Origin of the sequence: Gordonia sesuvii (assembly GCF_036350415.1) — a bacterium.
GTDB classification, from domain to species: domain Bacteria; phylum Actinomycetota; class Actinomycetes; order Mycobacteriales; family Mycobacteriaceae; genus Gordonia; species Gordonia sesuvii.
In genome coordinates this window covers 266,098-291,193 of sequence record NZ_JAZDUF010000002.1, presented here as the reverse complement: position 1 = coordinate 291,193, position 25,096 = coordinate 266,098, and the positions used below count along the sequence as shown (strand labels likewise).

21 protein-coding genes are annotated in these 25,096 nt (G+C 68.2%); 17 read left to right on the top strand and 4 right to left on the bottom strand.

What is annotated here, in order from left to right; genetic code table 11:
- Window positions 1-151 precede the first annotated feature (151 nt).
- The gene (gene arc, locus VZC37_RS08195) at window positions 152-1,984 is read left to right on the top strand and encodes a proteasome ATPase (protein ID WP_330431975.1); all 1,833 of its coding nucleotides are present in this window, start codon (window positions 152-154) and stop codon (window positions 1,982-1,984) included.
- Between the two features lie 246 nt (window positions 1,985-2,230).
- On the opposite strand, the gene glgP is transcribed toward arc, so the two are convergent.
- Complete coding sequence (gene glgP, locus VZC37_RS08190) at window positions 2,231-4,891, bottom strand: alpha-glucan family phosphorylase (RefSeq protein ID WP_330431974.1); 2,661 nt, start codon at window positions 4,889-4,891, stop codon at window positions 2,231-2,233.
- Between the two features lie 67 nt (window positions 4,892-4,958).
- Between glgP and dop the strand changes: the two genes are divergently transcribed.
- The 11 genes from dop (at window position 4,959) to VZC37_RS08135 (ending at window position 17,271) form a co-directional block, all read left to right on the top strand.
- A complete protein-coding gene (gene dop, locus VZC37_RS08185) occupies window positions 4,959-6,461 on the top strand; it encodes a depupylase/deamidase Dop (RefSeq protein ID WP_330431973.1) in 1,503 nt (500 codons plus the stop codon).
- Between the two features lie 184 nt (window positions 6,462-6,645).
- Entirely contained in the window at window positions 6,646-6,837 is a 192-nt protein-coding gene (locus tag VZC37_RS08180; RefSeq protein WP_007624191.1) for a ubiquitin-like protein Pup, read from the top strand.
- Entirely contained in the window at window positions 6,834-7,715 is an 882-nt protein-coding gene (prcB, locus tag VZC37_RS08175) for a proteasome subunit beta (RefSeq protein ID WP_330431972.1), read from the top strand. The genes VZC37_RS08180 and prcB overlap by 4 nt, the downstream gene beginning before the upstream one ends.
- The gene (prcA, locus tag VZC37_RS08170; protein WP_330431971.1) at window positions 7,712-8,524 is read left to right on the top strand and encodes a proteasome subunit alpha; all 813 of its coding nucleotides are present in this window, start codon (window positions 7,712-7,714) and stop codon (window positions 8,522-8,524) included. The genes prcB and prcA overlap by 4 nt, the downstream gene beginning before the upstream one ends.
- A gap of 98 nt (window positions 8,525-8,622) precedes the next feature.
- The gene (gene pafA / locus VZC37_RS08165; RefSeq protein WP_330431970.1) at window positions 8,623-9,981 is read left to right on the top strand and encodes a Pup--protein ligase; all 1,359 of its coding nucleotides are present in this window, start codon (window positions 8,623-8,625) and stop codon (window positions 9,979-9,981) included.
- A 15-nt stretch (window positions 9,982-9,996) separates the two neighbouring features.
- Window positions 9,997-10,992 carry a helix-turn-helix transcriptional regulator gene (locus VZC37_RS08160; protein WP_330431969.1) on the top strand — a complete coding sequence of 332 codons (996 nt, stop codon included), beginning with the start codon at window positions 9,997-9,999 and terminating at the stop codon, window positions 10,990-10,992.
- Complete coding sequence (locus tag VZC37_RS08155; protein ID WP_330431968.1) at window positions 10,989-11,954, top strand: helix-turn-helix transcriptional regulator; 966 nt, start codon at window positions 10,989-10,991, stop codon at window positions 11,952-11,954. Before VZC37_RS08160 ends, VZC37_RS08155 begins: the two co-directional genes overlap by 4 nt.
- A gap of 77 nt (window positions 11,955-12,031) precedes the next feature.
- Window positions 12,032-12,289, top strand: a complete 258-nt coding sequence (gene tatA / locus VZC37_RS08150; RefSeq protein WP_330431967.1) for a Sec-independent protein translocase subunit TatA — start codon at window positions 12,032-12,034, stop codon at window positions 12,287-12,289.
- 33 nt (window positions 12,290-12,322) lie between these two features.
- Window positions 12,323-13,324 carry a twin-arginine translocase subunit TatC gene (gene tatC, locus VZC37_RS08145; protein ID WP_330431966.1) on the top strand — a complete coding sequence of 334 codons (1,002 nt, stop codon included), beginning with the start codon at window positions 12,323-12,325 and terminating at the stop codon, window positions 13,322-13,324.
- Window positions 13,321-16,143, top strand: a complete 2,823-nt coding sequence (locus tag VZC37_RS08140; protein ID WP_330431965.1) for a DEAD/DEAH box helicase — start codon at window positions 13,321-13,323, stop codon at window positions 16,141-16,143. The genes tatC and VZC37_RS08140 overlap by 4 nt, the downstream gene beginning before the upstream one ends.
- Window positions 16,144-16,347: 204 nt before the next feature.
- The gene (locus VZC37_RS08135; protein ID WP_330431964.1) at window positions 16,348-17,271 is read left to right on the top strand and encodes a DUF4333 domain-containing protein; all 924 of its coding nucleotides are present in this window, start codon (window positions 16,348-16,350) and stop codon (window positions 17,269-17,271) included.
- Between the two features lie 24 nt (window positions 17,272-17,295).
- Here VZC37_RS08135 and VZC37_RS08130 read toward each other — a convergent pair whose 3' ends face one another.
- Window positions 17,296-18,252 carry a 5'-3' exonuclease gene (locus VZC37_RS08130; RefSeq protein WP_330432484.1) on the bottom strand — a complete coding sequence of 319 codons (957 nt, stop codon included), beginning with the start codon at window positions 18,250-18,252 and terminating at the stop codon, window positions 17,296-17,298.
- A gap of 97 nt (window positions 18,253-18,349) precedes the next feature.
- On the opposite strand from VZC37_RS08130, the gene VZC37_RS08125 reads away from it, so the two are divergent.
- Complete coding sequence (locus VZC37_RS08125; protein WP_330431963.1) at window positions 18,350-19,462, top strand: M24 family metallopeptidase; 1,113 nt, start codon at window positions 18,350-18,352, stop codon at window positions 19,460-19,462.
- Window positions 19,463-19,627: 165 nt separating this feature from the next.
- Here the strand turns inward: VZC37_RS08125 and VZC37_RS08120 are convergent, their stop codons facing one another.
- Entirely contained in the window at window positions 19,628-20,029 is a 402-nt protein-coding gene (locus VZC37_RS08120; RefSeq protein ID WP_330431962.1) for a PPOX class F420-dependent oxidoreductase, read from the bottom strand.
- Window positions 20,030-20,065: 36 nt separating this feature from the next.
- Here VZC37_RS08120 and dprE2 point away from each other — a divergent pair, with 36 nt between their 5' ends.
- Genes dprE2 through VZC37_RS08100 form a run of 4 tightly spaced genes read left to right on the top strand, consistent with a single transcriptional unit; the run spans window position 20,066 to window position 23,586 of the window.
- Window positions 20,066-20,833 carry a decaprenylphospho-beta-D-erythro-pentofuranosid-2-ulose 2-reductase gene (gene dprE2, locus VZC37_RS08115; RefSeq protein ID WP_330431961.1) on the top strand — a complete coding sequence of 256 codons (768 nt, stop codon included), beginning with the start codon at window positions 20,066-20,068 and terminating at the stop codon, window positions 20,831-20,833.
- Window positions 20,830-22,023 (top strand): precorrin-6y C5,15-methyltransferase (decarboxylating) subunit CbiE, encoded by a 1,194-nt coding sequence (cbiE, locus tag VZC37_RS08110; protein WP_330431960.1) that lies wholly within the window; start codon window positions 20,830-20,832, stop codon window positions 22,021-22,023. Before dprE2 ends, cbiE begins: the two co-directional genes overlap by 4 nt.
- Window positions 22,020-22,832, top strand: coding sequence for a precorrin-4 C(11)-methyltransferase (gene cobM / locus VZC37_RS08105; protein ID WP_330431959.1), 813 nt, complete (start codon window positions 22,020-22,022; stop codon window positions 22,830-22,832). Before cbiE ends, cobM begins: the two co-directional genes overlap by 4 nt.
- Window positions 22,825-23,586, top strand: a complete 762-nt coding sequence (locus VZC37_RS08100; protein WP_330431958.1) for a cobalt-precorrin-6A reductase — start codon at window positions 22,825-22,827, stop codon at window positions 23,584-23,586. The genes cobM and VZC37_RS08100 overlap by 8 nt, the downstream gene beginning before the upstream one ends.
- A gap of 15 nt (window positions 23,587-23,601) precedes the next feature.
- On the opposite strand, the gene cobJ is transcribed toward VZC37_RS08100, so the two are convergent.
- Window positions 23,602-25,095 (bottom strand): precorrin-3B C(17)-methyltransferase, encoded by a 1,494-nt coding sequence (gene cobJ / locus VZC37_RS08095; protein ID WP_330431957.1) that lies wholly within the window; start codon window positions 25,093-25,095, stop codon window positions 23,602-23,604.
- Between the last annotated feature and the right edge of the window lies 1 nt (window position 25,096).

Genomic DNA, 25,096 nt, shown 5'->3' with positions numbered 1-25,096 from the left:
CGTTGCGAAGACGTAGATTTAACACGTCGTCAACACCGAGTGTTGCGCGGTGCAGGGCGATTTCCCGTCCGCACCGGTAGCGTGGTGTCACGGCGCAAACACTCCATGAAGACGACATGAGACAAGTGTTTGCCGGGGAGAGGAGTCAGCAATGACCGAATCTGACCGCCAGGGCGCCGGGGGCGCCGACCGCCTCGGGTCCTCGGGTGCACGCGACCACGGGCTCGATCGAGACGACGCCGGCCAGATGCCCGAAGAGAACTTCGTCCCCGCGTATGCGTCACCGCTCGCCCGGCCCGAATCGTCGCGGGGCGACACACGACCCGGCGTCGGCCGTCCGGGCGACGCCGACCTGCAGGAACGCGTCGACAATCTGACCGCACGCAACGCGAAGCTGCTGGACACGCTGAAAGAGGCGCGGCAGCAACTCGTGGCACTGCGCGAGGAAGTCGACCGCCTCGGACAGCCGCCCAGCGGATACGGCGTCCTCCTCGAGATCTACCCCGACAGCACCGTCGACGTGTTCACCTCCGGCCGCAAGATGCGCCTGACGTGCTCACCGAACATCGACGTCGACCTGCTGCACAAGGGCCAGACGCTGCGGCTCAATGAGGCACTCACGATCGTCGAGGCCTGCGAGTTCGACTCGGTCGGCGAGATCAGCACCCTGCGGGAGGTGCTCGGCGACGGTCGACGCGCACTGGTCGTCGGCCATGCCGACGAGGAGCGTGTCGTCTGGTTGGCCGAACCGCTGCTGGGTGAGGTCGACGGAGAAGACGGCAAGCGCCGCAAACTGCGTCCGGGCGATTCCCTCCTGATCGACACCAAGGCGGGATTCGCTTTCGAGAGGGTGCCCAAGGCCGAGGTCGAGGACCTGGTTCTCGAAGAGGTGCCCGACGTCGGGTACGAGGACATCGGTGGTCTGGGTCGCCAGATCGAACAGATCCGCGACGCCGTCGAACTGCCGTTCCTGCACAAGGACCTGTTCCGCGACTACGCGCTGCGTCCCCCCAAGGGCGTGCTGCTCTACGGTCCGCCCGGATGCGGTAAGACCCTCATCGCGAAGGCGGTCGCCAACTCGCTGGCCAAGAAGATCGCCCAGGTCCGCGGCGACGACGCGAAGGAAGCGAAGTCCTACTTCCTGAACATCAAGGGACCCGAGCTGCTCAACAAGTTCGTCGGCGAGACCGAGCGGCACATCCGGCTGATCTTCCAGCGTGCGCGGGAGAAGGCATCGGAGGGCACGCCGGTGATCGTGTTCTTCGACGAGATGGACTCGATCTTCCGCACCCGCGGGTCGGGAGTGTCGTCCGATGTCGAGACGACCGTCGTCCCGCAGCTGCTGAGCGAGATCGACGGTGTGGAGGGACTCGAGAATGTCATCGTGATCGGCGCCTCCAACCGTGAGGACATGATCGATCCGGCGATCCTGCGGCCGGGCCGCCTGGACGTGAAGATCAAGATCGAACGTCCCGATGCCGAGTCGGCCATGGACATCTTCTCCAAGTACCTCACCGAAACGCTGCCCGTGCACGCCGACGACCTCGGCGAGTTCGGCGGCGACCGGACGGCATGCGTCAACGCGATGATCGAGAAGGTCGTCGAGCGGATGTACGCCGAGAGCGACGACAACCGATTCCTCGAGGTCACCTACGCCAACGGCGACAAAGAGATCATGTACTTCAAGGACTTCAACTCGGGTGCGATGATCCAGAACGTCGTCGACCGGTCGAAGAAGTACGCGATCAAGTCGCAACTCGACACCGGCCAGCCGGGTCTGCGGGTGCAGCACCTGTTCGACTCCATCCTCGACGAGTTCGCCGAGAACGAGGATCTGCCGAACACCACCAACCCCGACGACTGGGCACGGATCTCGGGGAAGAAGGGTGAGCGGATCGTCTACATCCGCACGCTGGTCACGGGCAAGAGTGCCGGTGCGAGCCGCGCGATCGACACCGAGACCAACACGGGTCAGTACCTGTAGGGGCTAGGGGGCGGCCCTTCGTGACGTCCCTCCGCAAGCTCCGGGACTCCTCAGGGATCAGGTTGTCCTGCTCCCTGAGGAGCGAGCTTGCGAGCGCGCCGCCCTGAGGAGCGAGCTTGCGAGCGTCTCGAAGGGTCACGAAGGGCCCTTCGTGACGTCCCTCCGCAGGCTCCGGGTCTCCTCAGGGATCAGGTGGTCGGCTTGCGGGCGTCCGCAAGCTCCGGACTCCTCAGGGAGCAGGTGGCCTCAGGAGCCGGAACCGCGTCCCGGCCCGGCGTCCTCGGCAGTACCCACCGGGTAGCGGACCAGTCCCAGCTCCGCATCGTCGGACAGCTGGGAGTGGCGCGGCAGCACCCGAGCGGTGTAGCCGTGCCGGCCGGATCGGGCGGGCACGACCGTCGAGCGGAACAGTGTCCGGCCGGACGGGTCGGTCTCGTCGGTCGGGGTCATCTCGGCGACCACCGGGTCGGTGATCTCCCCGTCGGCGGTGACCCGACCCAGCAGCGCCTGCACGCATACCCGATCCGGGGTCAGCTCCCCGAGCGCGACGTGCGCGGTGAGAGTGAGGCTCACCCGCTGCGGGCTGTCGGAGCCCGATGATTCACCCGCGGGTGGATGGCTCCCGAGCGCATTGTTCGAGCCGGCCTCGTCGATCCCGGCGATCTGCACGGCCGGCCACGACCGTTCCAGCACATGCCGGTAGTCGGCGAGGTCGCGAGCCGGGGCGAAATCGTCCGCACAGATCGACGCGAACTGATCGGCGGCCGGTACGTACAACGCGGTGGTGTAGTCGCGCACCATCCGGCTCGCCTGTACCCGGGGACCGAGCCGAGTCAGTGTGTGCCGCACCATCTCCACCCATCGCTCGGGCACACCATCCCCCGAGCGTGCGTAGAACAACGGGATGACCGTCTCCTCGAGCAGCGAGTAAAGCGCTTCGGCCTCGAGGTCGTCGCGGCGGTGATCGTCCGGGATACCCTCCGCTGACGGAATCGCCCACCCGTTCTCGCCGTCGGCCATCTCGTCCCACCAGCCGTCCAGGATCGACAGGTTGAGGCCGCCGTTGAGTGCAGACTTCATCCCGGACGTGCCGCACGCCTCCATCGGCCGCACCGGGTTGTTCAGCCACACGTCGCAGCCGGCGTAGATGTCGCGGGCCATGGAGATGTCGTAGTCGGGGAGGAACACGATGCGATCCCGCAACTCGGGATCCTCGGTGAATCGCACGACCTGCTGGATCAGCGACTTACCGCCGTCGTCGGCAGGGTGGGCCTTGCCGGCGATGACCAACTGGACGGGGCGCTCGGGATCGGTGAGGATGCGGCGCATCCGATCGGGATCCCGCAGCATCAGGGTGAGTCGCTTGTAGGTCGCGGCGCGCCGGGCGAAACCGATCGTCAGGGCGTCGGGATCGAAGATGTCAGCGGTCCAGCCCAACTCGGCGTCGGTGAATCCACGGTCGCGTCCGCTGTCGTGTGCCCGTCGGCGGACCTCGTCGACGAGCCCGGCCCGCAGCGTCGACCGCACCCGCCAGATCTCGGTGGCAGGCATCGCCGAGAACGCGTCCGGTTGCGAGTCCTCGTCGGTGCCGGCCAGATCAAGCCATGTGCGGGCGACCCAGGTGGGCCCGTGGACCCCGTTGGTGACGGCGCCGATCGGTACCTCGTCGGCATCGAATCCGGGCCACAGATCGGCGAACATCTCGCGGCTCACGGCCCCGTGCAGCTCGGAGACGCCGTTGCTGCGTTGACCCAGACGAAAACCCATGTGCGCCATGTTGAAGACACCCGGATCGCCTTCGTCTCCGAGGTCGAGGACGGTGGCCACCGACAGTCCGGGAAGCAGCCGCGAGTTCCCGTCGCCGTCTGCGTCGAGGTAGTACCGGACCATGTCCCTGGGGAACCGGTCGATGCCCGCGGGCACCGGGGTGTGTGTGGTGAAGACGTTCGACGCCCGCACGACGGCTTCGGCGGTGTCGAAATCGAGCGCGTCGGTGCCGGGGCGGCTGGTCATCTCCCGAATGCGTTCGACACCCAGGAAACCGGCGTGGCCCTCGTTCATGTGGAAGACCGTGGGCTCGGGCCTGCCGGTGATGCGCACATACTCCCGAACCGCCCGCACCCCGCCGACCCCGAGGAGGATCTCCTGTTTGATCCGGTGGTCCTGGTCGCCGCCGTAGAGGCGGTCGGTGATGCTGCGGAGTTCTTCGTCGTTGGCCGGGACATCCGAATCGAGCAGCAGGAGCGGGATCCGCCCGACCGTGGCCACCCACACCCGCGCGGACAGCACACGCCCACCAGGCATGGCGATGGTGATCATGACGGGATCGCCGCCGTCGGAGAGCGGCGCGAGCGGCAGCGAGGTCGGATCGTTGACGGGGTAGCGTTCGACCTGCCAACCGTCGTGCGACAGGCTCTGATGGAAGTAGCCGGACCCGTAGAACAGCCCCACGCCGATCAGTGGGAGTCCGAGATCCGAGGCCGCCTTGAGGTGATCGCCGGCGAGGATGCCGAGTCCGCCGGAGTAGATCGGCAGCACCTCCGAGATGCCGAATTCCATCGAGAAGTACGCGATCCCGTGGGCGGCGAGTTCGGCTGCCCCGGTGTCCGAGCTGGTGTCGCCGAACCATCGCGGCTCGGTCAGATATCTGTCGAGATCGTCCCGGATCCCGGCGAGGCGGTCCCGGAACGTCGGGTCGCCGGCGAGCTCGGTGAACCGCTCGGGTTCCACATCGGCGAGCAGCCGCAACGGATCGCCGGTGGCGTCCCAGAGTTCGGGATCGATTGCGGCGAAAAGGTCTTGGGTCGGTGCGTGCCACACCCAGCGCAGGTTGTGGGCGACGGTGGTGAGGTCGGCGAGCTCGGTCGGAAGCGGGACGCGAACGGTGAACCGGCGGAAGGCTTTCACCGAGTAGACGCTACCCAGGCGGGGGCGACGGTGCGACCGCTCCCGAATGAACATCTACCCTCGTAGCATGCAGCGAATCATCGGCACCGAGGTCGAGTACGGGATCTCCGCTCCCGGCGACCCGACCGCGAACCCGATCATGACGTCCACGCAGGCGGTTCTGGCCTACGCGGCGGCCGCCGGAGTGCCGCGCGCCAAGCGCACCCGGTGGGACTACGAGGTGGAGTCGCCCCTGCGTGACGCCCGTGGATTCGACCTGGGCCGCGGCTCCGGGCCGGCGCCGATCATCGACGCCGACGAGATCGGCGCCGCCAACATGATCCTTACCAACGGAGCCCGCCTCTACGTCGACCATGCGCACCCCGAGTACTCGGCACCCGAGGTGACCGACCCGATGGACGCGGTCATCTGGGACAAGGCGGGGGAGCGGGTCATGGAAGCGGCGGCACGTCACGTCGCCAGCGTGCCCGGGGCACCACGCCTGCAGCTCTACAAGAACAACATCGACGGCAAGGGCGCCTCCTACGGCACCCACGAGAACTACCTGATGAACCGCGAGACACCGTTCACGGCGGTCATCGCCGGTCTGACGACCTTCTTCGCGTCGCGTCAGGTGATCTGTGGTGCGGGTCGTGTCGGCATCGGCCAGTCCGGTGACGAGGCCGGCTATCAGCTGTCCCAGCGATCCGACTACATCGAGGTCGAGGTGGGCCTCGAGACGACCCTGAAGCGCGGCATCATCAACACCCGCGACGAACCGCACGCCGATCCGGAACGATATCGGCGTCTGCACGTCATCATCGGCGATGCCAACCTGGCCGAGACGGCCACCTACCTGAAGGTCGGTACAACCGCGCTGGTCCTCGACCTCATCGAGGCCGGGGTCGACTTCTCCGACGTCGAACTCGCCCGCCCGGTGCAGGCGGTCCACACCATTAGCCACGACCCGAGCCTCGCGGCCACCGTCGCGCTCACCGACGGCCGGGAGCTCACCGCCCTGGCGCTGCAGCGTGAGTACCTGGAACGGTGCATGAAGTTCCACGACGCCGAGCGCAGCGACGACACCCGCGCCGCGCATGTGCTCGAGACGTGGGCGGACGTGCTCGACCGCCTGGAACGGGATCCGATGGAGTGCGCGGACATCCTCGACTGGCCGGCCAAGCTGCGCCTCCTCGAGGGGTTCCGGCAGCGGGAGGGGCTCGGCTGGTCGGCGCCGAGGCTGCATCTGATCGATCTGCAGTACTCCGATGTGCGGCTCGACAAGGGCCTCTACAACCGCCTCGTGGCGCGGGGTTCGATGAAGCGGATCGTCGACGAGGCGGACGTCACGCGGGCCATCAGCGAGCCGCCACAGAACACGCGTGCGTACTTCCGCGGTGAGTGTCTGCGGCGTTTCGGCGCCGACGTCGCGGCGGCGAGCTGGGACTCGGTGATCTTCGATCTCGGCGGGGATTCCCTGGTCCGGATCCCGACCCTGGAGCCCCTGCGGGGAAGCCGCGCGCACGTCGGCAGGCTGCTCGACTCGGTGGACTCGGCGGCCGAACTCGTCGATCAACTCACCACGACATAGGCGGTCGGCTCGACTGTTGTGCCGCACGGCCGCTCGGCTTCCGCCCGCGGCAGGCCGTGCACCGGTACTGTGTGACATACGCGGTTTTTCAGATCTGTCCGGGTGACGGCCAGGTCGGCGCCCACAAGGGCGGATCGGGCCGGTCCCGTCGCAAGCGGGACCGGCGAGATGAAGGAGGCAGCAGATGGCGCAGGAACAGACCAAGCGCGGTGGTGGCGACGACGATGGCGACATCGGTTCGGACGGCGGCGCCGGTCAGGAACGCCGTGAAAAGCTCGCCGAGGACACCGACGATCTGCTCGACGAGATCGACGACGTGCTCGAGGAGAATGCCGAGGACTTCGTACGCGCATACGTGCAGAAGGGCGGCCAGTGAGCGATCGGTTCGGTTCACTGCATCCCTACCACTCATCCGCACGACCCACATCGATCACCGCGCCCAGCCTGGGCGCGGACATCTCGTCGTTCTCCGACTACCTGCGCGCGCATGCTCCCGAGCAGCTTCCGCAGCACCGGGCTGACCGCATGACGGCCGGCGCGACCGACGAGATCCCGCATGGCACAACGATCGTCGCGGTGTCCTATCCCGGCGGTGTGGTGCTCGCCGGCGACCGTCGCGCCACTGCGGGCAACTTGATCGCCACCCGTGACGTCCAGAAGGTCTACATCACCGACGACTACTCGGCCTGCGGCATCGCCGGCACGGCCGGGATCGCCATCGAGATGGTCCGGCTGTTCGCGGTGGAACTCGAGCACTACGAGAAGATCGAGGGCGTCCCACTCACGCTGGACGGCAAGGTCAGCCGTCTCGCGTCGATGGTTCGGGGCAATCTCGGCGCGGCGATGCAGGGCCTCGCCGCGGTCCCGCTGCTGGTGGGCTACGACATCGACCACGACGATCCGAACGAACGGGGTCGGATCTTCTCGTTCGACGTCGCCGGGGATCGGCACGAAGAGTTCGGCGGTTACCAGGCCATCGGCTCCGGGTCGGTCTTCGCGAAGTCGTCGCTGAAGAAGCTCTACCGTCACGACCTCGACACCGGTTCGGCGTTGGCGATCGCGATCGAGTCGCTCTACGACGCGGCCGACGACGACTCCGCCACGGGTGGTCCGGACCTGGTGCGCAAGATCTTCCCGACCGCGGTGGTCGTCACCGCCGAGGGATCGCGCGAGGTTGACGCCGGTGAGATCGAGGCGGCGGCCCGCGCGATCGTGGAACGACGCGCCGCCGAGCACGAAGGGGGCTCGCGATGACGTTCCCGTACTACGCCAGCGCCGAGCAGATCATGCGCGATCGCTCGGAACTGGCCCGCAAGGGCATCGCGCGCGGGCGCAGTGTGATCGCACTGACCTACGCCGATGGCGTCCTGTTCGTCGCGGAGAATCCGTCGAACACCCTGCGCAAGACCAGTGAGATCTACGACCGCATCGGCTTCGCGGCAGTCGGCAAGTACAACGAGTTCGAGAGCCTGCGCAAAGCCGGCATCCAACTCGCCGACATGCGTGGCTACAGCTACGACCGCGCGGACGTCACGGCGTTGTCGCTGGCCAACACGTACGCGAACGCGTTGGGTTCGGTGTTCACCGAGCAGGCCAAGCCGTACGAGGTCGAGTTGTGTGTCGCCGAGGTGGCCAAATACGGCAAACCTCGACCGTCGCAGCTGTACCGGATCTCGTATGACGGTTCGATCGCCGACGAGACCAGGTTCCTGGTGATGGGTGGCGCCAACGAGGCCATCACCGCAGCGCTGCGGGAGAGCTACGAGCCCGACCTGGAGCTGTCGGCCGCCCTGGCGCTGGCGGTGTCCGCGCTGACCACGCCCGCCGACACGGGAAGCTCGTCCGGCAGCGGTTCGAGCCCGGCTCCGTCGGAGGCACGCAAGCTCACGGCCTCCGACCTGGAGGTCGCGATCCTCGACCGCAACCGGCCGCGCCGTGCCTACCGACGGCTGGCCACGGCCGCCGTCTCCGACCTCATGCCCTCCGCCGGGGAACCGGATGGCGAGGCCGCGTCGGGCACCGATTCGGCGGACGGCGACACGTCGTCCGACTCGGGATCCTGACGAGTACCACGCAAGATCGATGAGCCCGGCCCGACCGGCGACGCGACCACCGTCGCGTCGCCGCGTCAGCGGGGTGCCACGCGGGTAGGGTTGACCATGTGCAGCGTCGAATCATGGGTATCGAGACCGAATTCGGTGTCACGTGTACCTTCCACGGCCATCGTCGACTGAGCCCGGACGAGGTCGCTCGGTACTTGTTCCGCCGAGTGGTCTCATGGGGCCGGTCGTCGAACGTCTTCCTGCAGAACGGCGCGCGCCTGTACCTCGACGTCGGGTCACACCCGGAGTATGCGACCGCGGAGTGTGACAGCCTCGTCCAGCTGATCAACCACGACCGCGCCGGTGAGCTGGTCCTCGAAGATCTCCTGGTCGACGCCGAGCAGCGGCTCGCCGACGAGGGCATCGGCGGCGACATCTACCTGTTCAAGAACAACACCGACTCCGCCGGTAACTCCTACGGCTGCCACGAGAACTACCTGGTGGTGCGTGCCGGCGAGTTCTCCCGCATCTCCGATGTGCTGTTGCCGTTCCTGGTCACCCGTCAGCTGATCTGCGGCGCAGGCAAGGTGTTGCAGACGCCGAAGGCCGCGACGTTCTGTCTGTCGCAACGTGCCGAACACATCTGGGAGGGCGTGTCGTCGGCGACCACACGGTCGCGGCCGATCATCAACACCCGTGACGAGCCCCATGCCGACGCGGAGAAGTACCGCCGGCTGCATGTCATCGTCGGTGACTCCAACATGTCCGAGATGACGACGTTGCTCAAGGTCGGCTCGGCGGCATTGGTCCTGGAGATGATCGAGGCGGGCGTGGCCTTCCGCGACTTCGCCCTCGACAATCCGATCCGCGCCATCCGCGAGGTGAGTCACGATCCCACCGGACGGCGCCCCGTGCGACTCGCCGGCGGACGGCAGGCGAGTGCCCTCGACATCCAGCGGGAGTACCACGCCCGCGCGCTCGAGCATATGGCCAATCGCCGCCCCGACCCGGAGATGGACCAAGTGGTCGATCTGTGGGGGCGGATGCTGGACGCTGTCGAGAGCGGCGACTTCGCCAAGGTCGACACCGAGGTCGATTGGGTGATCAAACGCAAGCTGTTCCAGCGGTACCAGGATCGCTACTCGATGGAGTTGTCGGACCCGAAGATCGCTCAACTCGACCTCGCCTTCCACGACATCAAGCGTGGTCGCGGCGTGTTCGACGTGATGCTCCGCAAGGGCCTGGTGGCTCGCGCAACCACCGACGAGGCCATCAAGACCGCGGTGAACGAGCCCCCGCAGACCACCCGCGCCAAGCTCCGGGGTGATTTCATCTCGGCGGCGCAGAAGGCCGGCCGGGATTTCACCGTCGACTGGGTGCACCTGAAACTGAACGATCAGGCCCAGCGAACCGTGTTGTGCAAGGACCCGTTCCGCAGCGTCGATGAGCGAGTCGATCGGCTGATCGCGTCCATGTGATCGTAAGCTGGCTGGGTGGCCACGCAGAAAGTCGAGCGTCTGCTCAATCTCGTGATCTGCCTGTTGTCGACCCGCCAGTTCCTCACTGCCGAGTACATCCGGCGAAACGTCGCCGGTTACAACGATGACGGTCAGTCCGACGAGGCGTTCAACAGGATGTTCGAACGCGACAAGAACGAACTCCGCGACCTCGGCATCCCCTTGGTCACCGGCCGTGACCGGATGTCGGGCAACGCCGAGGGCTACCGCATCAACCGGGATGTCTACGAGCTGCCCGACATCGAACTCGACAGGTCCGAGGCAGCGGTGGTCGCGATGGCCGCGGCCCTGTGGGAGGCCCCGGAGGTCGCCGCGACCGCGCAGAACGCCGTGCTCAAACTGCGTGCCGCCGGGCTCGACGTCCGCGCCGACGACGAGCTCGTCGTGCCGGCGAGCCTCTCGCCTCGATCGGTCGGGTCCGAAGCCGCGCTCGCCGCAATGCTGGCCGCGATCGACGCCGCCCGGCCGGTGACATTCGACTACCGGCCCGGCGCCGCGGCGTCCACCACCACACGCACCCTCGAGCCGTGGGGGATCGTCACCCATCGGGGACGGTGGTATGTCACCGGCCACGACCGGGATCGTTCCGATACCCGGACTTTTCGGTTGTCACGCATCTCCGGGGTGACGCCCACCGGCAGAGCCGGTGACGTCGTGGTGCCCGCGGGCACCGACATCCAGCAGCTGGTGTCCGCGGCGGTCGAATCGGCGGCAGGCGGCGACAGTGGGACCGCCCGGATCTGGGTGGCACGCGACCGCGCCGCCGGACTGCGTCGCCTCGCCGCCCGGTCCGACCCCGAGAGCCTCGACGGTGAACCGGGCGACGTGATCGAGGTCGAGATCCGATCGGTGTCGACCCTGGCCCGCATGGTGCTCGGCGCCGGACCGAACGCCGTCGTACTCGGACCCCCGGAGTTGCGCGAGACCGTGATGCGCTCGCTCGACGAACTCGTGGGGGTGGCGCAGCGATGAACCCCCGCCCGGACCGCTTCAGCCGGCTCCTGTCGCTGGTGCCGTACTTCGCCAAGCACAACGGCATCGGGATCGACCAGGCGGCACGTGACCTGGGAATCACCCCGAAACAGCTCACCAAGGATCTCGAGCTCCTGTTCGTCTGTGGCCTGCCGGGATACTTCCCGCATCAGCTCATCGACCTGCAGTTCGAGCACGGCTACGTCGACGTGATCTTCACCGCCGGGATGGACCGGCCGCTTCGGCTGACGAGCACCGAGGCCGCGACGATGTTGGTCGCACTCCATGCCCTGCTCGGCATGCCCGGCGCGGTCGACCACGACGCGGCACGTCGCGCGATCGCGAAGATCGAACAGGCGGTCGGGTCCTCGGACACCACCCTGCGCTCGGCGGTCGCGCAGCCCGACCTCGATGCCGACAACCCGACTTACGCCACCATCCGGGACGCGGTGACGTCGCGGCGCGCGCTGCGGATCCGCTACTACTCGGCGACCCGGGACGACGTGGGTGAGCGTGTCGTCGACCCGATCGGGTTGCAGACGATGGACAACCACACCTATCTGGAGGCGTGGTGCCGGTCCAGCGAGGGGGTGCGACTGTTCCGTTTCGACCGGGTCGACGACGCCCGGCAACTGGACGAGGCGGCCGCCCCACCCCCGGAGGCGCACGCCCACTCGCAGTCCGCCGTGTTGTCGGAGAACCCCGATCTGCCGTCGGTCGAGATCGAGATCGACCCGGATGAACTGTGGGTGCTCGACTACTACCTCATCGAGCCGCTCGAACCTCTCGAGGAGCGCGCCGACACGGGCGCACCGGTACATGCGCGGCTGGTGTACGGATCGCCCGACTGGCTCACCCGATTCCTGCTCGGATTCGGCGGACGTGTGCGGGTGGTGTCGGACCCGTCGATCAGCTCAACCGTCGGATCGGCGGCGGCAGCGGCGCGCGCACGGTATACCTGAGGGTGACGCCCCGGTGGGCGCTGCCGTCGGGGCGTGCTCGGGTAGCATTGGCAACGTCGAAATTCGGAGGTGCAGTTATGGGTGCTCTGTCCTGGTGGCACTGGGTCATCGTCCTGCTCGTCGTGGTGATCCTGTTCGGCTCCAAGAAGCTTCCTGACGCCGCTCGGGGACTCGGCCAGTCGTTGCGGATCTTCAAGAGCGAGGTCAAGGAGATGCAGAACGACGGCAAGGAGTCGGAGGACTCCGGCGAGTCGGCCAAGCGGGAGCTCCCGCCGGGCGACGCGTCGACCAAGTCCACGTCGACCTCGACCGACGACGTGAAGAAGTCTGCGTAACCGAACGTCGTCGACCTGAGGCCAGGCCCACGCGTGCGTATTTCTCTCGATCCGAGGCGCCGTAAGCGCAAGCTCAACCCCGACGGCACGATGTCGTTGGTCGAGCATCTCTACGAGCTGCGGACCCGGGTCGTCATCTCGGTGATCGCGATCGTCGCGACCACGATCATCGGCTTCATCTGGTACACCCACGGCTTTCTCGGCATCCCGTCGCTGGGCGACCTTCTCCGTGGGCCGTACTGCGATCTGCCCCCGGAGTCGCGGGCCGTACTGACCCCCGACGATTCGTGTCGGCTGCTCGCGACCGGTCCGTTCGATCAGTTCATGTTGCGACTCAAGGTGGCACTGACCGCCGGTGTGGTGTTCGCATGCCCGGTCTGGCTGTACCAGTTGTGGCAGTTCATCACGCCCGGTCTGCACACCAACGAGCGCAAGTACGCCGTCAGTTTCGTATCCGTCGCCGCGCTGCTGTTCATCGCCGGCGCGGTCCTCGCCTATGTGGTGGTCGCCAAGGCCTTCGAGTTCCTGCTGACGGTCGGCAACGACGTCCAGGTGACCGCGCTGGCCGGCGACCAGTACTTCAACTTCATGCTGCACCTGCTGATCATCTTCGGTGTCAGCTTCGAGCTACCGCTGCTGATCGTCGCGCTCAACATCATCGGCGTGCTCACCTACCACAAGCTCAAGAGCTGGCGGCGTGGGCTCATCTTCGCCTTGTTCGTCTTCTGCGCGATCGTCACGCCCGGCCAGGACCCGTTCACCATGCTGGCGCTGGCGCTGGCGCTGACCGTGCTGATGGAGCTGGCCATCCAGTTCGCCCGGTTCAACGACCGCCGACGCAAGCGTTCCACCACCGACTGGGCGTCCATTCCCGACGACGAGGCCAGCCCACTGCCGGCCGCGGGGCCGTCGCCGAGTGCGTCGCGGATCGAACGGTCCCGGTCTGCTCCCGACTCCGGGCGCCCCGACGGTAGGGCGACACCGTCGGCCCGCACCTCTGTCCGTGACCGCGACACGTTCGACGACATCCTGTGAGTCGGCTCGACGATTTCACCGACCGGCTCGCCTTCGGGCTCGACGACTTCCAACGACGCGCGTGTGAGGCGCTCGAGGCCGGTCACGGTGTTCTGGTGTGCGCACCGACCGGGGCCGGCAAGACGATCGTCGGCGAGTTCGCCGTCCACCTGGCCCTGGCAACCGGGTCGAAGTGCTTCTACACCACCCCGATCAAGGCGCTGAGCAACCAGAAGTACGCCGACCTCGCCGCCGTTCACGGCTCGGCGTCGGTCGGCCTGCTGACCGGTGACAACTCGATCAATCCGGACGCACCCGTGGTGGTCATGACGACCGAGGTCGTTCGCAACATGATCTATGCGAACTCACCGGCGCTCGACGGCCTGTCGCACGTCGTCATGGACGAGGTGCACTTCCTCGCCGACCGATTCCGGGGCGCGGTGTGGGAGGAGGTGATCCTGCATCTCGACCCGTCGGTGCGGGTGGTCAGTCTGTCCGCGACAGTGAGCAATGCCGAGGAGTTCGGCGACTGGATTCAGACGGTGCGCGGTGACACCACCGTCATCGTCGACGAACACCGCCCGGTTCCGCTGTCGCAGCACATGCTGGTCGGTTCGCGCATGTTCGACCTGTTCGATCCCCAGTCGACGGCGGCCCGGCGGGCCGGTGATGGAGGGCGCGATCGACCCGACGTCAACCCGGAACTCAAACGCCACATCCGGCACCGAATCCTGATGGCCGACGACCGCGGCGACCGGTCACACCGCGGTGGCCGTCGCGGGGGTGGTCCGCGCGGACACCGGCGTGGCGGCGGGCGACCACCGTCGCGTCCGGAACTGGTGGGTCGGCTCGATCGGGAGGGACTGCTCCCGGCGATCGGATTCATCTTCTCGCGGGTGGGCTGCGACGCCGCGCTCGCGCAGTGTCTGCGGTCCGGACTGCATCTGCTGACCCCGGACGAGTCCACGATCGTCGACGAGGTCGTCGCGCGACATCTCGAGGACCTGTCACCGGCCGACGAGGAGGTCCTCGGCGTCGACGAGTGGCGTGCCGGGTTGCGACGGGGCTTCGCTGCCCATCACGCCGGTCTGCTGCCGACATTTCGGCATGCCGTCGAGGAGCTGTTCGTTCGCGGACTGGTGAAGATGGTGTTCGCGACCGAGACGCTCGCGCTGGGCATCAACATGCCGGCCCGCACCGTCGTCCTGGAACGCCTGGTCAAGTTCAACGGCGAGGCCCACGTCGATCTGACCCCGGGCGAGTTCACCCAGCTGACCGGACGGGCCGGGCGCCGCGGCATCGACGTCGAGGGCCACGCGGTGGTCGTCTGGACACCCGAGACGATTCCCGAGCAGGTCGCCGGGCTCGCCGGGGCGCGGACCTTTCCGCTGCGCAGCTCATTTGCGCCCGAGTACAACATGGCCGTCAACCTGCTCGGCCGGTTGGGCATCGACGGCTCCCGAGAACTGCTGAACCGGTCGTTCGCGCAGTTCCAGGCGGACCGGTCGGTGGTCGGTCAGTCCCGCAAGGTCGACGATGCACGGCGACGACTCCGCAAACTCGACATCGAACTGACCGGCGCAGCGCAGAACCGTGGGCTGGAACCCGGCGTCGTGCTCGACGACACGGTCGCCGACGACGCGGATCCCTACGTCGGGTTTCTCGGCTACATCCAACTGCGCGAAGACATCCGGCGCCGCGAACGCGACCTGAAGTTCGAGCGAAGAGCTGCCGAGGCCGCATCCACCGTCGCCGACCTCGCGGCGCTCAAGCGTGGGCACGTCATCGGTCTGCACGGCGGTCGGCATCGGGGAATCGCCGTGGTCCTGGAACCGGCTGCGCAGTCGGCGGATCCGAAGCCGCTGGTGCTGGCGCAGGATGCGTGGTGCGGACGGGTCGGGACCCGTGATTTCGTCAATCCGCCGCAGGTTCTCGGCAACATGCGGGTACCCAAGCACGCGGACCGACGCACCGGACGAGGCCGACGGGACCTCGCCTCGGCGCTGCGATCCACCGGCATCGAGATGCCGCGCGGCCGCTCCAAGAAGCGGTCCGCCGCAGCTGACGACCGCGAACTGCATCGTCTGCGTTCGGCGCTGCGGGCGCATCCCGCCCATCAGATCAACGGGGGCGATGAACTGTTCCGCCTCGCCGAGCGTCGCAATCGGGTGGTCCGGGAGATCGTGTCCGCGGAACGGGTGATCGCCGATCGGACATCGACTCTCGGCGTGCAGTTCGACCGGATCGTCGCAGTGCTCGACGAGCTCGGATACGTGGAGGTCGTCATCGATGCGTCCGGTGCCGAACAGGTGTCGGTGACTGCGGCCGGTGAGTTGCTCAGCCGTATCTACAGCGAGAGCGATCTACTGGTCACCGAATGCATCCGAGCGGGCGTCTGGGACGACCTGGCGCCCAACGAGTTGGCGGCGGTGGTGGCGGCCATGGTGTTCGAGGCCCGCCGGGAGAGTTTCGCCGGTGCGGACACCATGCCCGGAAATGCGCGCCTGCGTCAGTCGCTGGCACAGACCATCGAGATCTGGCGCGACGTCACCGCGACAGAGGCACGCCATCGCGTCGATGCGACCCGCGAGCCCGACACCGGATTCTCTGTCGCGGTCTCCCTGTGGTCATCGGGACGTTCGCTGACCGAGGCGCTGGCCGCCGCCGGCGAACGCGGACAACTCTTGTCGCCGGGAGATTTCGTCCGGTGGAACCGACAGGTCGTCGATCTCCTCGAGCAGATCCGGCTCGGCGTCGGACCGCAGGCACCCCTCGCGGACTCTGCCCGCGCGGCAGTCGCCGGAATCCGCCGCGGAGTGGTTGCCGCGGAGCTCGGGTGAGCGTCGATGTCATCCACCGCCCACGCCCGACGGTTCGACGATCTGGCACGAACCGTGAGGTAACGTTCTCCACGCGGCCGGAGGTCGGGGTGGGCCGGCCCGGGTGAGATCGGCGACGATTGCGCCCGGGGCGCGCGGGTATGTACCCCGTCGCCGGCCCTGTCCTGGCGTAGCAAGCCCTGTCGAGGGCGGAGCGGGAGAACCATGAGCGAGCCGAGCGATCCGAATCGTCCAGGCGGACAACAGCCGTCGAACCCGGACGGACCGGCCGAAACCGGCGGCTCCTCGGACGCCGCGGCGAACGCATCGGAACAGTCTGCGCCGGGTTATCCCGCAGGGTACGGCGGATCGACCCCGCCCTATGGTGAGCCTCCGGCACCGGGCGGTTACGGGGCACCCCAGTACGGGACTCCCCAATACGGTTCACCCCAGCAGTACGGCTCGGCTCCGTACGGGCAGCCGGGCGCCTACGGTGGCGGCGATACGTCGCAGACGCCGCCGGGATATGGGGCACCGGCACAGCCGGCCGGGCCCGGGCAATACGGGGCGCCGGGCCAGTACGGGGCACCCGGCCAATACGGGGCACCGCCACAATTTGGGGCGCCGGGTCAATACGGGGCACCGGGACAGTACCCGGGACCCGGCCAATACGGGTCGCAGCCGCAGTACGGCGCACCCGGACAACAGCCCGGGAACCAGGGAGGGTACGGCCCGCCGCCCAGTGGCTACCCGACGACCGATCAGCAACCGGCCGCCCAGCAGTTCGGTGGCGACCAGTTCTCGGCGATGGCGACCCCACCGTCCAACAAGCGCACCCGCACCATGCTGATCGGCGGCGGTGTCCTGCTGCTGCTCGTCGCCGCGGTTGTGGCGTTCACCGCGTTCGTCGCACCCGGGTGGGCACCCAAGACGATCTCGCAGGATGCCGTGCAGGACGGCGTCGAGAAGATTCTCGTGGAGGAGTACCAGGCCAGCGAGGTCAGCGGTGTGTCCTGTCCGTCCGGCGAGCGGGTCTCCGAAGGGCACTCGTTCGAGTGCACCGCCGTGATCGGCGGGCAGGATCAGTCGGTCACCGTCACCTTCGTCGACGACGACGGCACCTACGTGGTCTCCCGGCCGACGAACTGATCCGGCGGCGCACGGCGACCGGGCTCACGTCGTCCAGCCGAGTGCCTTCGAGAGCCGCGAGACCGAAGCGCCGATCCCGAGTTCATCGACGAGGTCGGCGAGCCCGCCCGGGTCTGCGGGTTCGCTCGGCAGCAGGTCGGCGCCGCTGTCGATGGTCTCGGCATCGGTCTTGACGAACACCACCGTCCGCGCGGCGTCGAGATAGTCGGCGGCTGCCAGCAACGCCTTGCGGTTGCGCGGGGTCAGCGACGACCCGGGATCCGCCGCGGCCGCCTCGAGTGCGTCGAGTGTGCCGTACTCGGTGATCAGTTTCGCCGCGGTCTTCTCACCGATGCCACTGACCCCCGGCAGGCCGTCGGAGGAGTCGCCGCGCAGCATCGACATCTCGGCATAGGCCATTCCGGCACGCTCGACCGGCACCGCGTACTTCTTCGCGACCTCGACCGGCCCCATCATCTCGGCCTTCGCCAGGCCGCGGCCCACATACAGCACCCGAACCGCCACCGGGTCGTCGGCGACCACCTGCAGTAGGTCGCGATCGCCGCTGACGACGATCACCGGGTCGGTCGACTCCTCGTAGGCCAACGTGCCGATCACGTCGTCCGCCTCGCAGCCGGGCGCACCCGATGTCGCGATTCCTGCGCACCTCAGCACCTCAAGGATCATGTCCACCTGCGGCGTCAGCGTGTCCGGAACCACCTCGACATCGACGGCGTCGTCTGCTGCCGAGTCACCACTGTGCGGCGCCTCCTCCGCGACCCGATGTGCCTTGTACGACGGGATGAGGTCCGTGCGGAACGTCGGCCGCCAGTCGAGGTCCAGACAGACGACCAGGCGGGTCGGTTCCTCGCGCGTCACCAGCGCTGCGATGGTGTCCACGAATCCGCGGACGGCGTTGACGGGCCGGCCGTCCGGGGACGTCATCTTCTCGGGGAGGGCAAAGAAGGATCGGAACCACAGGCTGGCCCCGTCGAGGAGCATCAGAGATCCGGACATGGGCTCAACTCTGTCATGTCTGACGGACGAGCGGCGGAGCTGTTGCCGGGCGCGTGCGTGTTCCGGCGGTAGGCTGCGCTACATGGCCTACCGGTTCGCATCCGATGTCTACCGCCACCGGCTCGAGCGCGCTCGCGCCCTGACCGCCGCCGCCGGCCTCGACGCGTTGGTCGTCTCCACCGGCCCGGATCTGCGGTATCTCACGGGTTCCCGCGCCGACACCTTCGAGCGGCTGACCGCGCTGGTCGTGCCCGCCGACGACGAGCCCCGCCTGGTGGTGGCCCGCCTCGAACTGGCGTCGGTCCGTGACTCCGCGCTGGGTGACCTCGACGTCGAGATGGCCGCCTGGGTGGACGGCGAGGACCCGTACGCGATCGCGCTGTCCGGCCTTCCCGCCTCGGCCCGGGTCGCGGTCTGTGACACGATGCCCGCACTGCACGTCATCCCGATCGCCACTCGCACCGGCGCCCCACCCGTACTGGCCACCGACGTGTTACGCGAACTCCGGATGATCAAGGACGACAGCGAGATCGACTCCCTCCGGCAAGCGGGTGCGGCGATCGACCGCGTGCACGCGCGGATGGGGGAATGGCTGAAGCCCGGCCGCACCGAGCGGGCGGTGGCCGACGACATCCGCGCGGCGATCCTCGCCGAAGGGCACACCGAAGCAGCGTTCATCATCGTCGGTTCGGGCCCGCACGGAGCCGATCCCCACCACGAGTTCTCCGACCGCGTGATCGAGCCCGACGACGTCGTCGTCATCGACATCGGCGGGCCGGTGGAGCCCGGCTACAACTCCGACTCCACCCGCACCTACTGCTTCGCCGAGCCTGCCGGTGACGTCGCGGAGGCGTATGCGGCACTCCAGGAAGCACAGCGCACGGCGGTGGCGGCCATCCGACCGGGGGTCACTGCGGAATCCGTGGACGCCGTCGCTCGCGACCATCTCCGCGAGCACGGTCTCGCCGACGCCTTCATCCATCGGACCGGTCACGGAATCGGGTTGTCGGTGCACGAGGAGCCCTACATCGTGAGCGGCAACGACATCCCGCTACGGCCCGGGATGGCGTTCAGCGTCGAACCGGGTGTGTACTTCGACGGTCGCTGGGGCGCACGGATCGAGGACATCGTCGTCGTCACGGACGACGGCTGCGAGCCGATGAACACGCGACCGCACGACCTGCAGGTGCTATAGCCGCCCTTCGTGACGGTCCTCCGCTGGCGCTCCGGACCTCCTCAGGGATCGGGGGATAATCCGCCCGGTCCCTGAGGAGCCCGCGAACGGAGTGAGTGGGCGTGCCCCACCGGTCCCTGAGGAGCCCGCGAACGGAGTGAGTGGGCGTCACGAAGGGCGCCCAGATCAGCCGAACAACCGGGCCGAACCCAGCACGCGGGAGACGCGGATCTCGATCACCACCCGTCGCGGATTGGGTTTCGGCTGCCGGTAGCGACCCGCATAGCGTTCCTCGGCCTCGCGAACCCGATCCGGCTCGCGGCTCACCGTCGCCGGACCCTCGAGCGTCAGCCACCGGGGTCCGTCGATGTTGGTCACGGCCGCGTATCCGCCCCGCTCCACGTTGCGCACTTTCTGGTTGCCGTCGGAGGTGATCACCCGCGCGAGTCCGTTCTCCGCGTCCCAGGTGAAGCCAACGGCGACGACATGCGGTGACCCGTCGGACCGTAGCGTCGCCAACGTCGCGAGGTGGCGTTCGGCGAGGAACTCCGTGCCGGCGGGGCCGAGATCGTCGGGGGTGCGGGTCATGCCATCACGCTAACGCAGGATGCGATACTGCTAGCCATGGCCCAACGCGACCCGGACGGAACGATTCTCCTGTTCGGTGGACGCAGCGAGATCGGTGTCGCCTTGGCCCGGCGTCTCGCACCCGGCCGGCACGTCGTGCTCGCGGCACGCCGGCCCGACGACCTCGCCGACGAGACCGCCGCACTGCTCGCCGCCGGCGCCACCGAGGTGCACACCGTCGCGTTCGACGCCGACGACACCGACTCCCATCCCGCGCTCGTCGCGGCCCTGGTCGAGAAACACGGACCGATCGAGGCGGCCATCGTCGCATTCGGGATCCTCGGCGATCAGTCGCGCGCCGAGGCCGACGTCACCCACGCGCTACAGATCGCGCACACCGACTACCTCGCGCAGATCAGTGTGCTCATCCCGCTTGCGCAGGCATTCCGGGTACAGCGATCGGGCACGATCGTCGTGTTCTCGTCCGTGGCCGGTGTCCGGGTTCGCCGCGCGAACTATGTCTACGGCTCCACCAAGGCCGGTCTCGACGGCTTCGCCAGCGGCATGGCGGATTCGTTGCACGGCACCGGAGCTCGACTGCTGCTGGCACGTCCCGGCTTCGTCGTCGGCCAGATGACGAAGGAGCTGATGGCCGACGGCGTCAAGCCCGCACCGTTCTCCGTCGACGCCGAAGCGGTGGCCGATGCCGTCGCCCGCGCCTATCGACAAGGTCGTACCGACGTGTGGATTCCGGGAATCCTGAGGTTCGTGTTCATCGGCATGCGCCTGCTTCCGCGGGCGATCTGGCGGCGGTTGCCCCGATGAGCGGATCGTTCGTCGTGGTCGGCATCGGGGCCGACGGGTGGGACGGGCTGACCCGTCGGGCGCAGACCGAGCTCGCCGGCGCCCAGATCATCCTGGGATCGCATCGTCAGCTCGACCTGCTCCCGGATCTGCCGGCGCGGCGCGAACCGTGGTCGTCGCCGATGAGTGCGCACCTGAATCATGTCCTCACCGACGGCCACGACGGGGTCCGGCATGTGCTGGCCAGCGGCGATCCGATGTTCCACGGCATCGGTACGACCATCGTGCGAGCCGTCGGCGCCGACCGCGTTCGTGTCCTTCCCGCAGTGTCGAGCGCCGCGCTGGCGTGTGCCCGTCTCGGCTGGGATCTGTCCGAGGTCCGAGTGGTCAGCCTGGTGACCCACGACGTCGCCACTCTCGCCGACGAACTGGACGACGGTCGCGACCTGCTCATCCTCAGCCGCGGCGCGGACACTCCGTCACAGGTCGCGAAACTGCTGGCGGACAACGGATACGGTTGGTCATCGATGACCGTGCTGGAACAGCTCGGTGGTGACTCCGAGACCGTGGTCCGCGGGGTCGCCCGCACCTGGGCGGAGCCGCCCGGTGATCCGCTCAACATCGTCGCCGTCGGCTGTGTCGGCCCCGGCCGTTCCCGCGCACCGGGCCGACCCGACGACGCGTATGAGAACGACGGCCAGATCACCAAGCAGCCGATCCGCGCACTGACCGTCTCCGCGCTCGCTCCGGTGCGCCGACAACTGCTGTGGGACATCGGTTCCGGGTCCGGCAGTATCGCCATCGAATGGCTCCGGACGGAACCGACCGGCCGCGCGGTGGCCTTCGAGCGCAGCTCGGACAGACGTGACCGATTGCAGGACAACGCGGTACACCACGGCGTGCACGAGCGCCTCACCGTTCTCGGTGCGGCCCCGCAGGAGTGTGCCGCGGCACCGGACCCGGACGCGGTCTTCATCGGCGGTGGCCTCGACCGCGAGCTGCTCTCCCGGGTCTGGGAGCTGATCCCGCCCGGTGGCCGGCTCGTCGCGAATGCGGTCACCCTGGAGACCCAGGCTCTGCTCAGCGAGTGGTTCGCGAACCACGGCGGGACGTTGCGGCGACATTCCGTCGAGACGGCCGCGCCGCTGGGAACGATGACGACATGGCGTCCCGCCCTGCCGATCGTTCAGTGGGTGGTGGACCGGCCGTGACCGTCTACGTCATCGGCGCCGGTCCCGGCGCTCCGGATCTGATCACTCTGCGGGGTGCGCAGCTGCTGAAGCGGTGCCGGACCTGTCTGTACGCCGGGTCGCTGGTCCCGGCCGAACTGCTGGAGCTCTGCCCGCCGGGTGCGACATTGATCGACACCGCTCGAATGCCCCTGGCGCAGATCGTCTCCCACATCGTCGACGCACATACGGCCGGCGACGACGTGGCGCGGCTGCACTCCGGGGACCCGTCGCTGTACTCGGCGATGACCGAGCAGCGCCGCGAGCTCGCCGCCCATGGCATCCCGGTCGAGGTGGTGCCCGGGGTCCCGGCCTTCGCCGCCGCCGCGGCGGCACTCGACGCCGAGCTGACCGTGCCCGGTGTCGCGCAGAGTGTGCTGATCACCCGGGTGTCCACGTTGTCGACCGCGATGCCGTGTGGCGAGGAACTCGAACGACTCGCGGCCACCGGCATCACCCTCGCCCTGCATCTCGCCGCCCACCGGGCCGAGGAGATCGTCGACGCGCTGCTCCCGCACTATGGCGCCCGGTGTCCTACGGCCACAGTAGCTTTCGCCAGTCGCGCCGATCAGCAGATCGTTCGCTGTTCGCTTGCCGAACTACCCGGAGCGCTCGAGGCCACCGGAATCCGTCGCACCGCGGTCATCTTCGTCGGCCGCGTCCTGGACCCGAATGTTCATCCCGAGGTCAGTGACAGCTACCTGTACTCCGAGGCCCGCATGACCAAACTCCGTGACGACAAGCACCATCACGACAAGCCCCGCAACGACAATCTCGGTGACGATGGGTGAGGGTCGGATCCTGCTGCTCGGCGGGACCGGGGAGGCCCGCGAGCTCGCGGGCGAGCTGGTGTCTGCCGGCATCCCGGTGGTGAGCTCGTTGGCCGGGCGGGTCCGGGATCCCCGGCTACCGGTGGGGGACGTGCGAATCGGCGGGTTCGGTGGTGTCGACGGACTCGTCGCGTGGCTTCGGGAACACGAGATCTCCGGGGTCGTCGACGCGACACACCCGTTTGCGCAGACGATGACCGATCACGCCGCGGCCGCGGCGCAGCGCCTCGGCACTCCGCTGTTGCGCCTTCGACGCCCTCCGTGGGAGCCGGATGTCGACGACAGCTGGCAACTGGTGTCCGACATCGGTGCCGCCGCACGCACGGTCGGCCGCCTGGCGGATACCCCTGACGGGTTGCGCGTGTTCCTGACCACCGGGCGACAGGACGTCGCAGCCTTTTCCGACCTGGCCGATGCGTGGTTCCTCATCCGTGTCGTCGACCCACCGACGGGGGCGCTGCCGCCGCGGCATCAGATCCTGCGCTCGCGGGGGCCCTACGACCTCGATCGCGAGCGGGACCTGATGCGCGACAACGGTATCGACGTATTGGTGACCAAGAACAGCGGGGGAGAACTGACCCGGGCGAAGCTGACGGCGGCCGCCGAACTCGGAATCCGGGTGGTCATGGTGCAGCGACCACCCGAACCGGCTGTCGGCGAGACGGTCGGGACGACGTCGGCCGCGGTGGACTGGGTCGTCTCCCTGTCGACCTGACCCGGGATCGGGCGGTCAGCCGTCGTGACGACGCGGGGTGTACACGAGATCGCCTGCAGGGCGGGGTGCGATCGTGGTGGCCGACGACCCGATGATGAGCAACGTCCGCATGTCCACGACGGACGGGTCGAGATCGCCGACCGTGGTGGTGCGCAACGATTCCTCCGGTCCGCCGACGTCCCGGCCGAGAACGATCAGACGGTCGGGTGAGGTCGTCTCGAGCAGGATCTCGCGCAAGCGGGTGACCTGCCAGGTGCGGCTGGCGGAGCCGGGGTTGTAGATGGCGACCGCGAGGTCGGCGGCGACTGCGTGCCGGATCCGGTCCTCGATGACCTCCCACGGCTTGAGCCGGTCCGACAGCGAGATGACCGCATAGTCGTGGCCGAGTGGCGCGCCGACAGCGGCGGCGACCGCGTTCGCCGCGGTGACCCCGGGCTGCACCCGCACGCCGACACCCTGCCACCTGGCTTCGGCGGCGACCTCCGCGACCGCGCTCGCCATCGCGAACACCCCGGGGTCACCCGAGGAGACCACCGCGACCCGGGCGCCACGCGCCGCGAGATCCAGGGCGAACTCGGCGCGTTCGGACTCGACGCGGTTGTCGCTGGCATGGATGCGCTGACCCGGCCGCGGTGTGACGCGCGCCAGGTACGTCTTGTAGCCGACGAGGTCGGTGGCCCGAGCGAGTTCCGCGGCGACGGCGGGCGTGGTCAGGTCATCGGCACCCGGCCCCAGCCCGACCACCACGACCTCACCCGGTGCCCCGCTACCGTGACCGGCACCGACCGGATTGTTGCGTGGTCCCGGTACTACGACCATCGAGAAGTACGGCACCTCTTCGGGATTGACGTTCGCCACGGGCAGCACCCGCTGCACCTGTGTCGACGCGCGCTCGACGTACCAGGCCTCGTCGAGGCGGCCGGCCTGTGCGAGGGCCTCGCGCACTCGGACGAAGGTTCGTCCCAGCTTGAGCACCGCGATCGCCTCGGCCGCACGGAACCGGGCGACCAGCGCCGGTGTCGGGAGTGTGCCCGGCACCACCGTCAGCGTTTCCTCACCCTCCACCAGGGGGATACCCACTGCCGCCGACGACGCGCTCACCGAGGTCACGCCCGGAATGATCTCCGTGTCGAACTCGGCGACGAGTCGTTTGTGCATGTGCATGTAGGAACTGAAGAACAGGGGGTCACCCTCGGCGAGCAGCACGACTTCGCGGCCGGCGCGCAGGTGCTCGGCGAGCCGAGCGGCACTCGCGGTGTAGAAGTCGCGCAGCGCACCGTCATAGCCGCCCGGATGATCGGTGCCCTCCGTGGTCACCGGATACATCAGGCGTTCCTCGATCTGCCCGTCGCGCAGATACGGCTGGGCCACCGATCGGGCGATGCTGTTGCCGTGGCGCGCACAGTGATACGCGATTACGTCCGCGGCCTCGATCACGCGGGCCGCTTTCACTGTCACGAGTTCGCTGTCGCCGGGACCCAGCCCGACACCCCAGAGCTTTCCTGCCACC

Excerpts from the sequence above, each read along its gene's own strand:
- VZC37_RS08155 (WP_330431968.1), top strand. The coding sequence starts at position 10,989 with ATGAACCCCCGCCCGGACCGCTTCAGCCGGCTCCTGTCGCTGGTGCCG.
- dop (WP_330431973.1), top strand. The coding sequence starts at position 4,959 with ATGCAGCGAATCATCGGCACCGAGGTCGAGTACGGGATCTCCGCTCCC.
- arc (WP_330431975.1), top strand. The coding sequence starts at position 152 with ATGACCGAATCTGACCGCCAGGGCGCCGGGGGCGCCGACCGCCTCGGG.
- cbiE (WP_330431960.1), top strand. The coding sequence starts at position 20,830 with ATGAGCGGATCGTTCGTCGTGGTCGGCATCGGGGCCGACGGGTGGGAC.
- tatA (WP_330431967.1), top strand. The coding sequence starts at position 12,032 with ATGGGTGCTCTGTCCTGGTGGCACTGGGTCATCGTCCTGCTCGTCGTG.
- VZC37_RS08135 (WP_330431964.1), top strand. The coding sequence starts at position 16,348 with ATGAGCGAGCCGAGCGATCCGAATCGTCCAGGCGGACAACAGCCGTCG.
- VZC37_RS08180 (WP_007624191.1), top strand. The coding sequence starts at position 6,646 with ATGGCGCAGGAACAGACCAAGCGCGGTGGTGGCGACGACGATGGCGAC.
- prcA (WP_330431971.1), top strand. The coding sequence starts at position 7,712 with ATGACGTTCCCGTACTACGCCAGCGCCGAGCAGATCATGCGCGATCGC.
- VZC37_RS08130 (WP_330432484.1), bottom strand. The coding sequence starts at position 18,252 with ATGCTCCTCGACGGGGCCAGCCTGTGGTTCCGATCCTTCTTTGCCCTC.
- VZC37_RS08125 (WP_330431963.1), top strand. The coding sequence starts at position 18,350 with ATGGCCTACCGGTTCGCATCCGATGTCTACCGCCACCGGCTCGAGCGC.
- dprE2 (WP_330431961.1), top strand. The coding sequence starts at position 20,066 with ATGGCCCAACGCGACCCGGACGGAACGATTCTCCTGTTCGGTGGACGC.
- VZC37_RS08100 (WP_330431958.1), top strand. The coding sequence starts at position 22,825 with ATGGGTGAGGGTCGGATCCTGCTGCTCGGCGGGACCGGGGAGGCCCGC.
- VZC37_RS08120 (WP_330431962.1), bottom strand. The coding sequence starts at position 20,029 with ATGACCCGCACCCCCGACGATCTCGGCCCCGCCGGCACGGAGTTCCTC.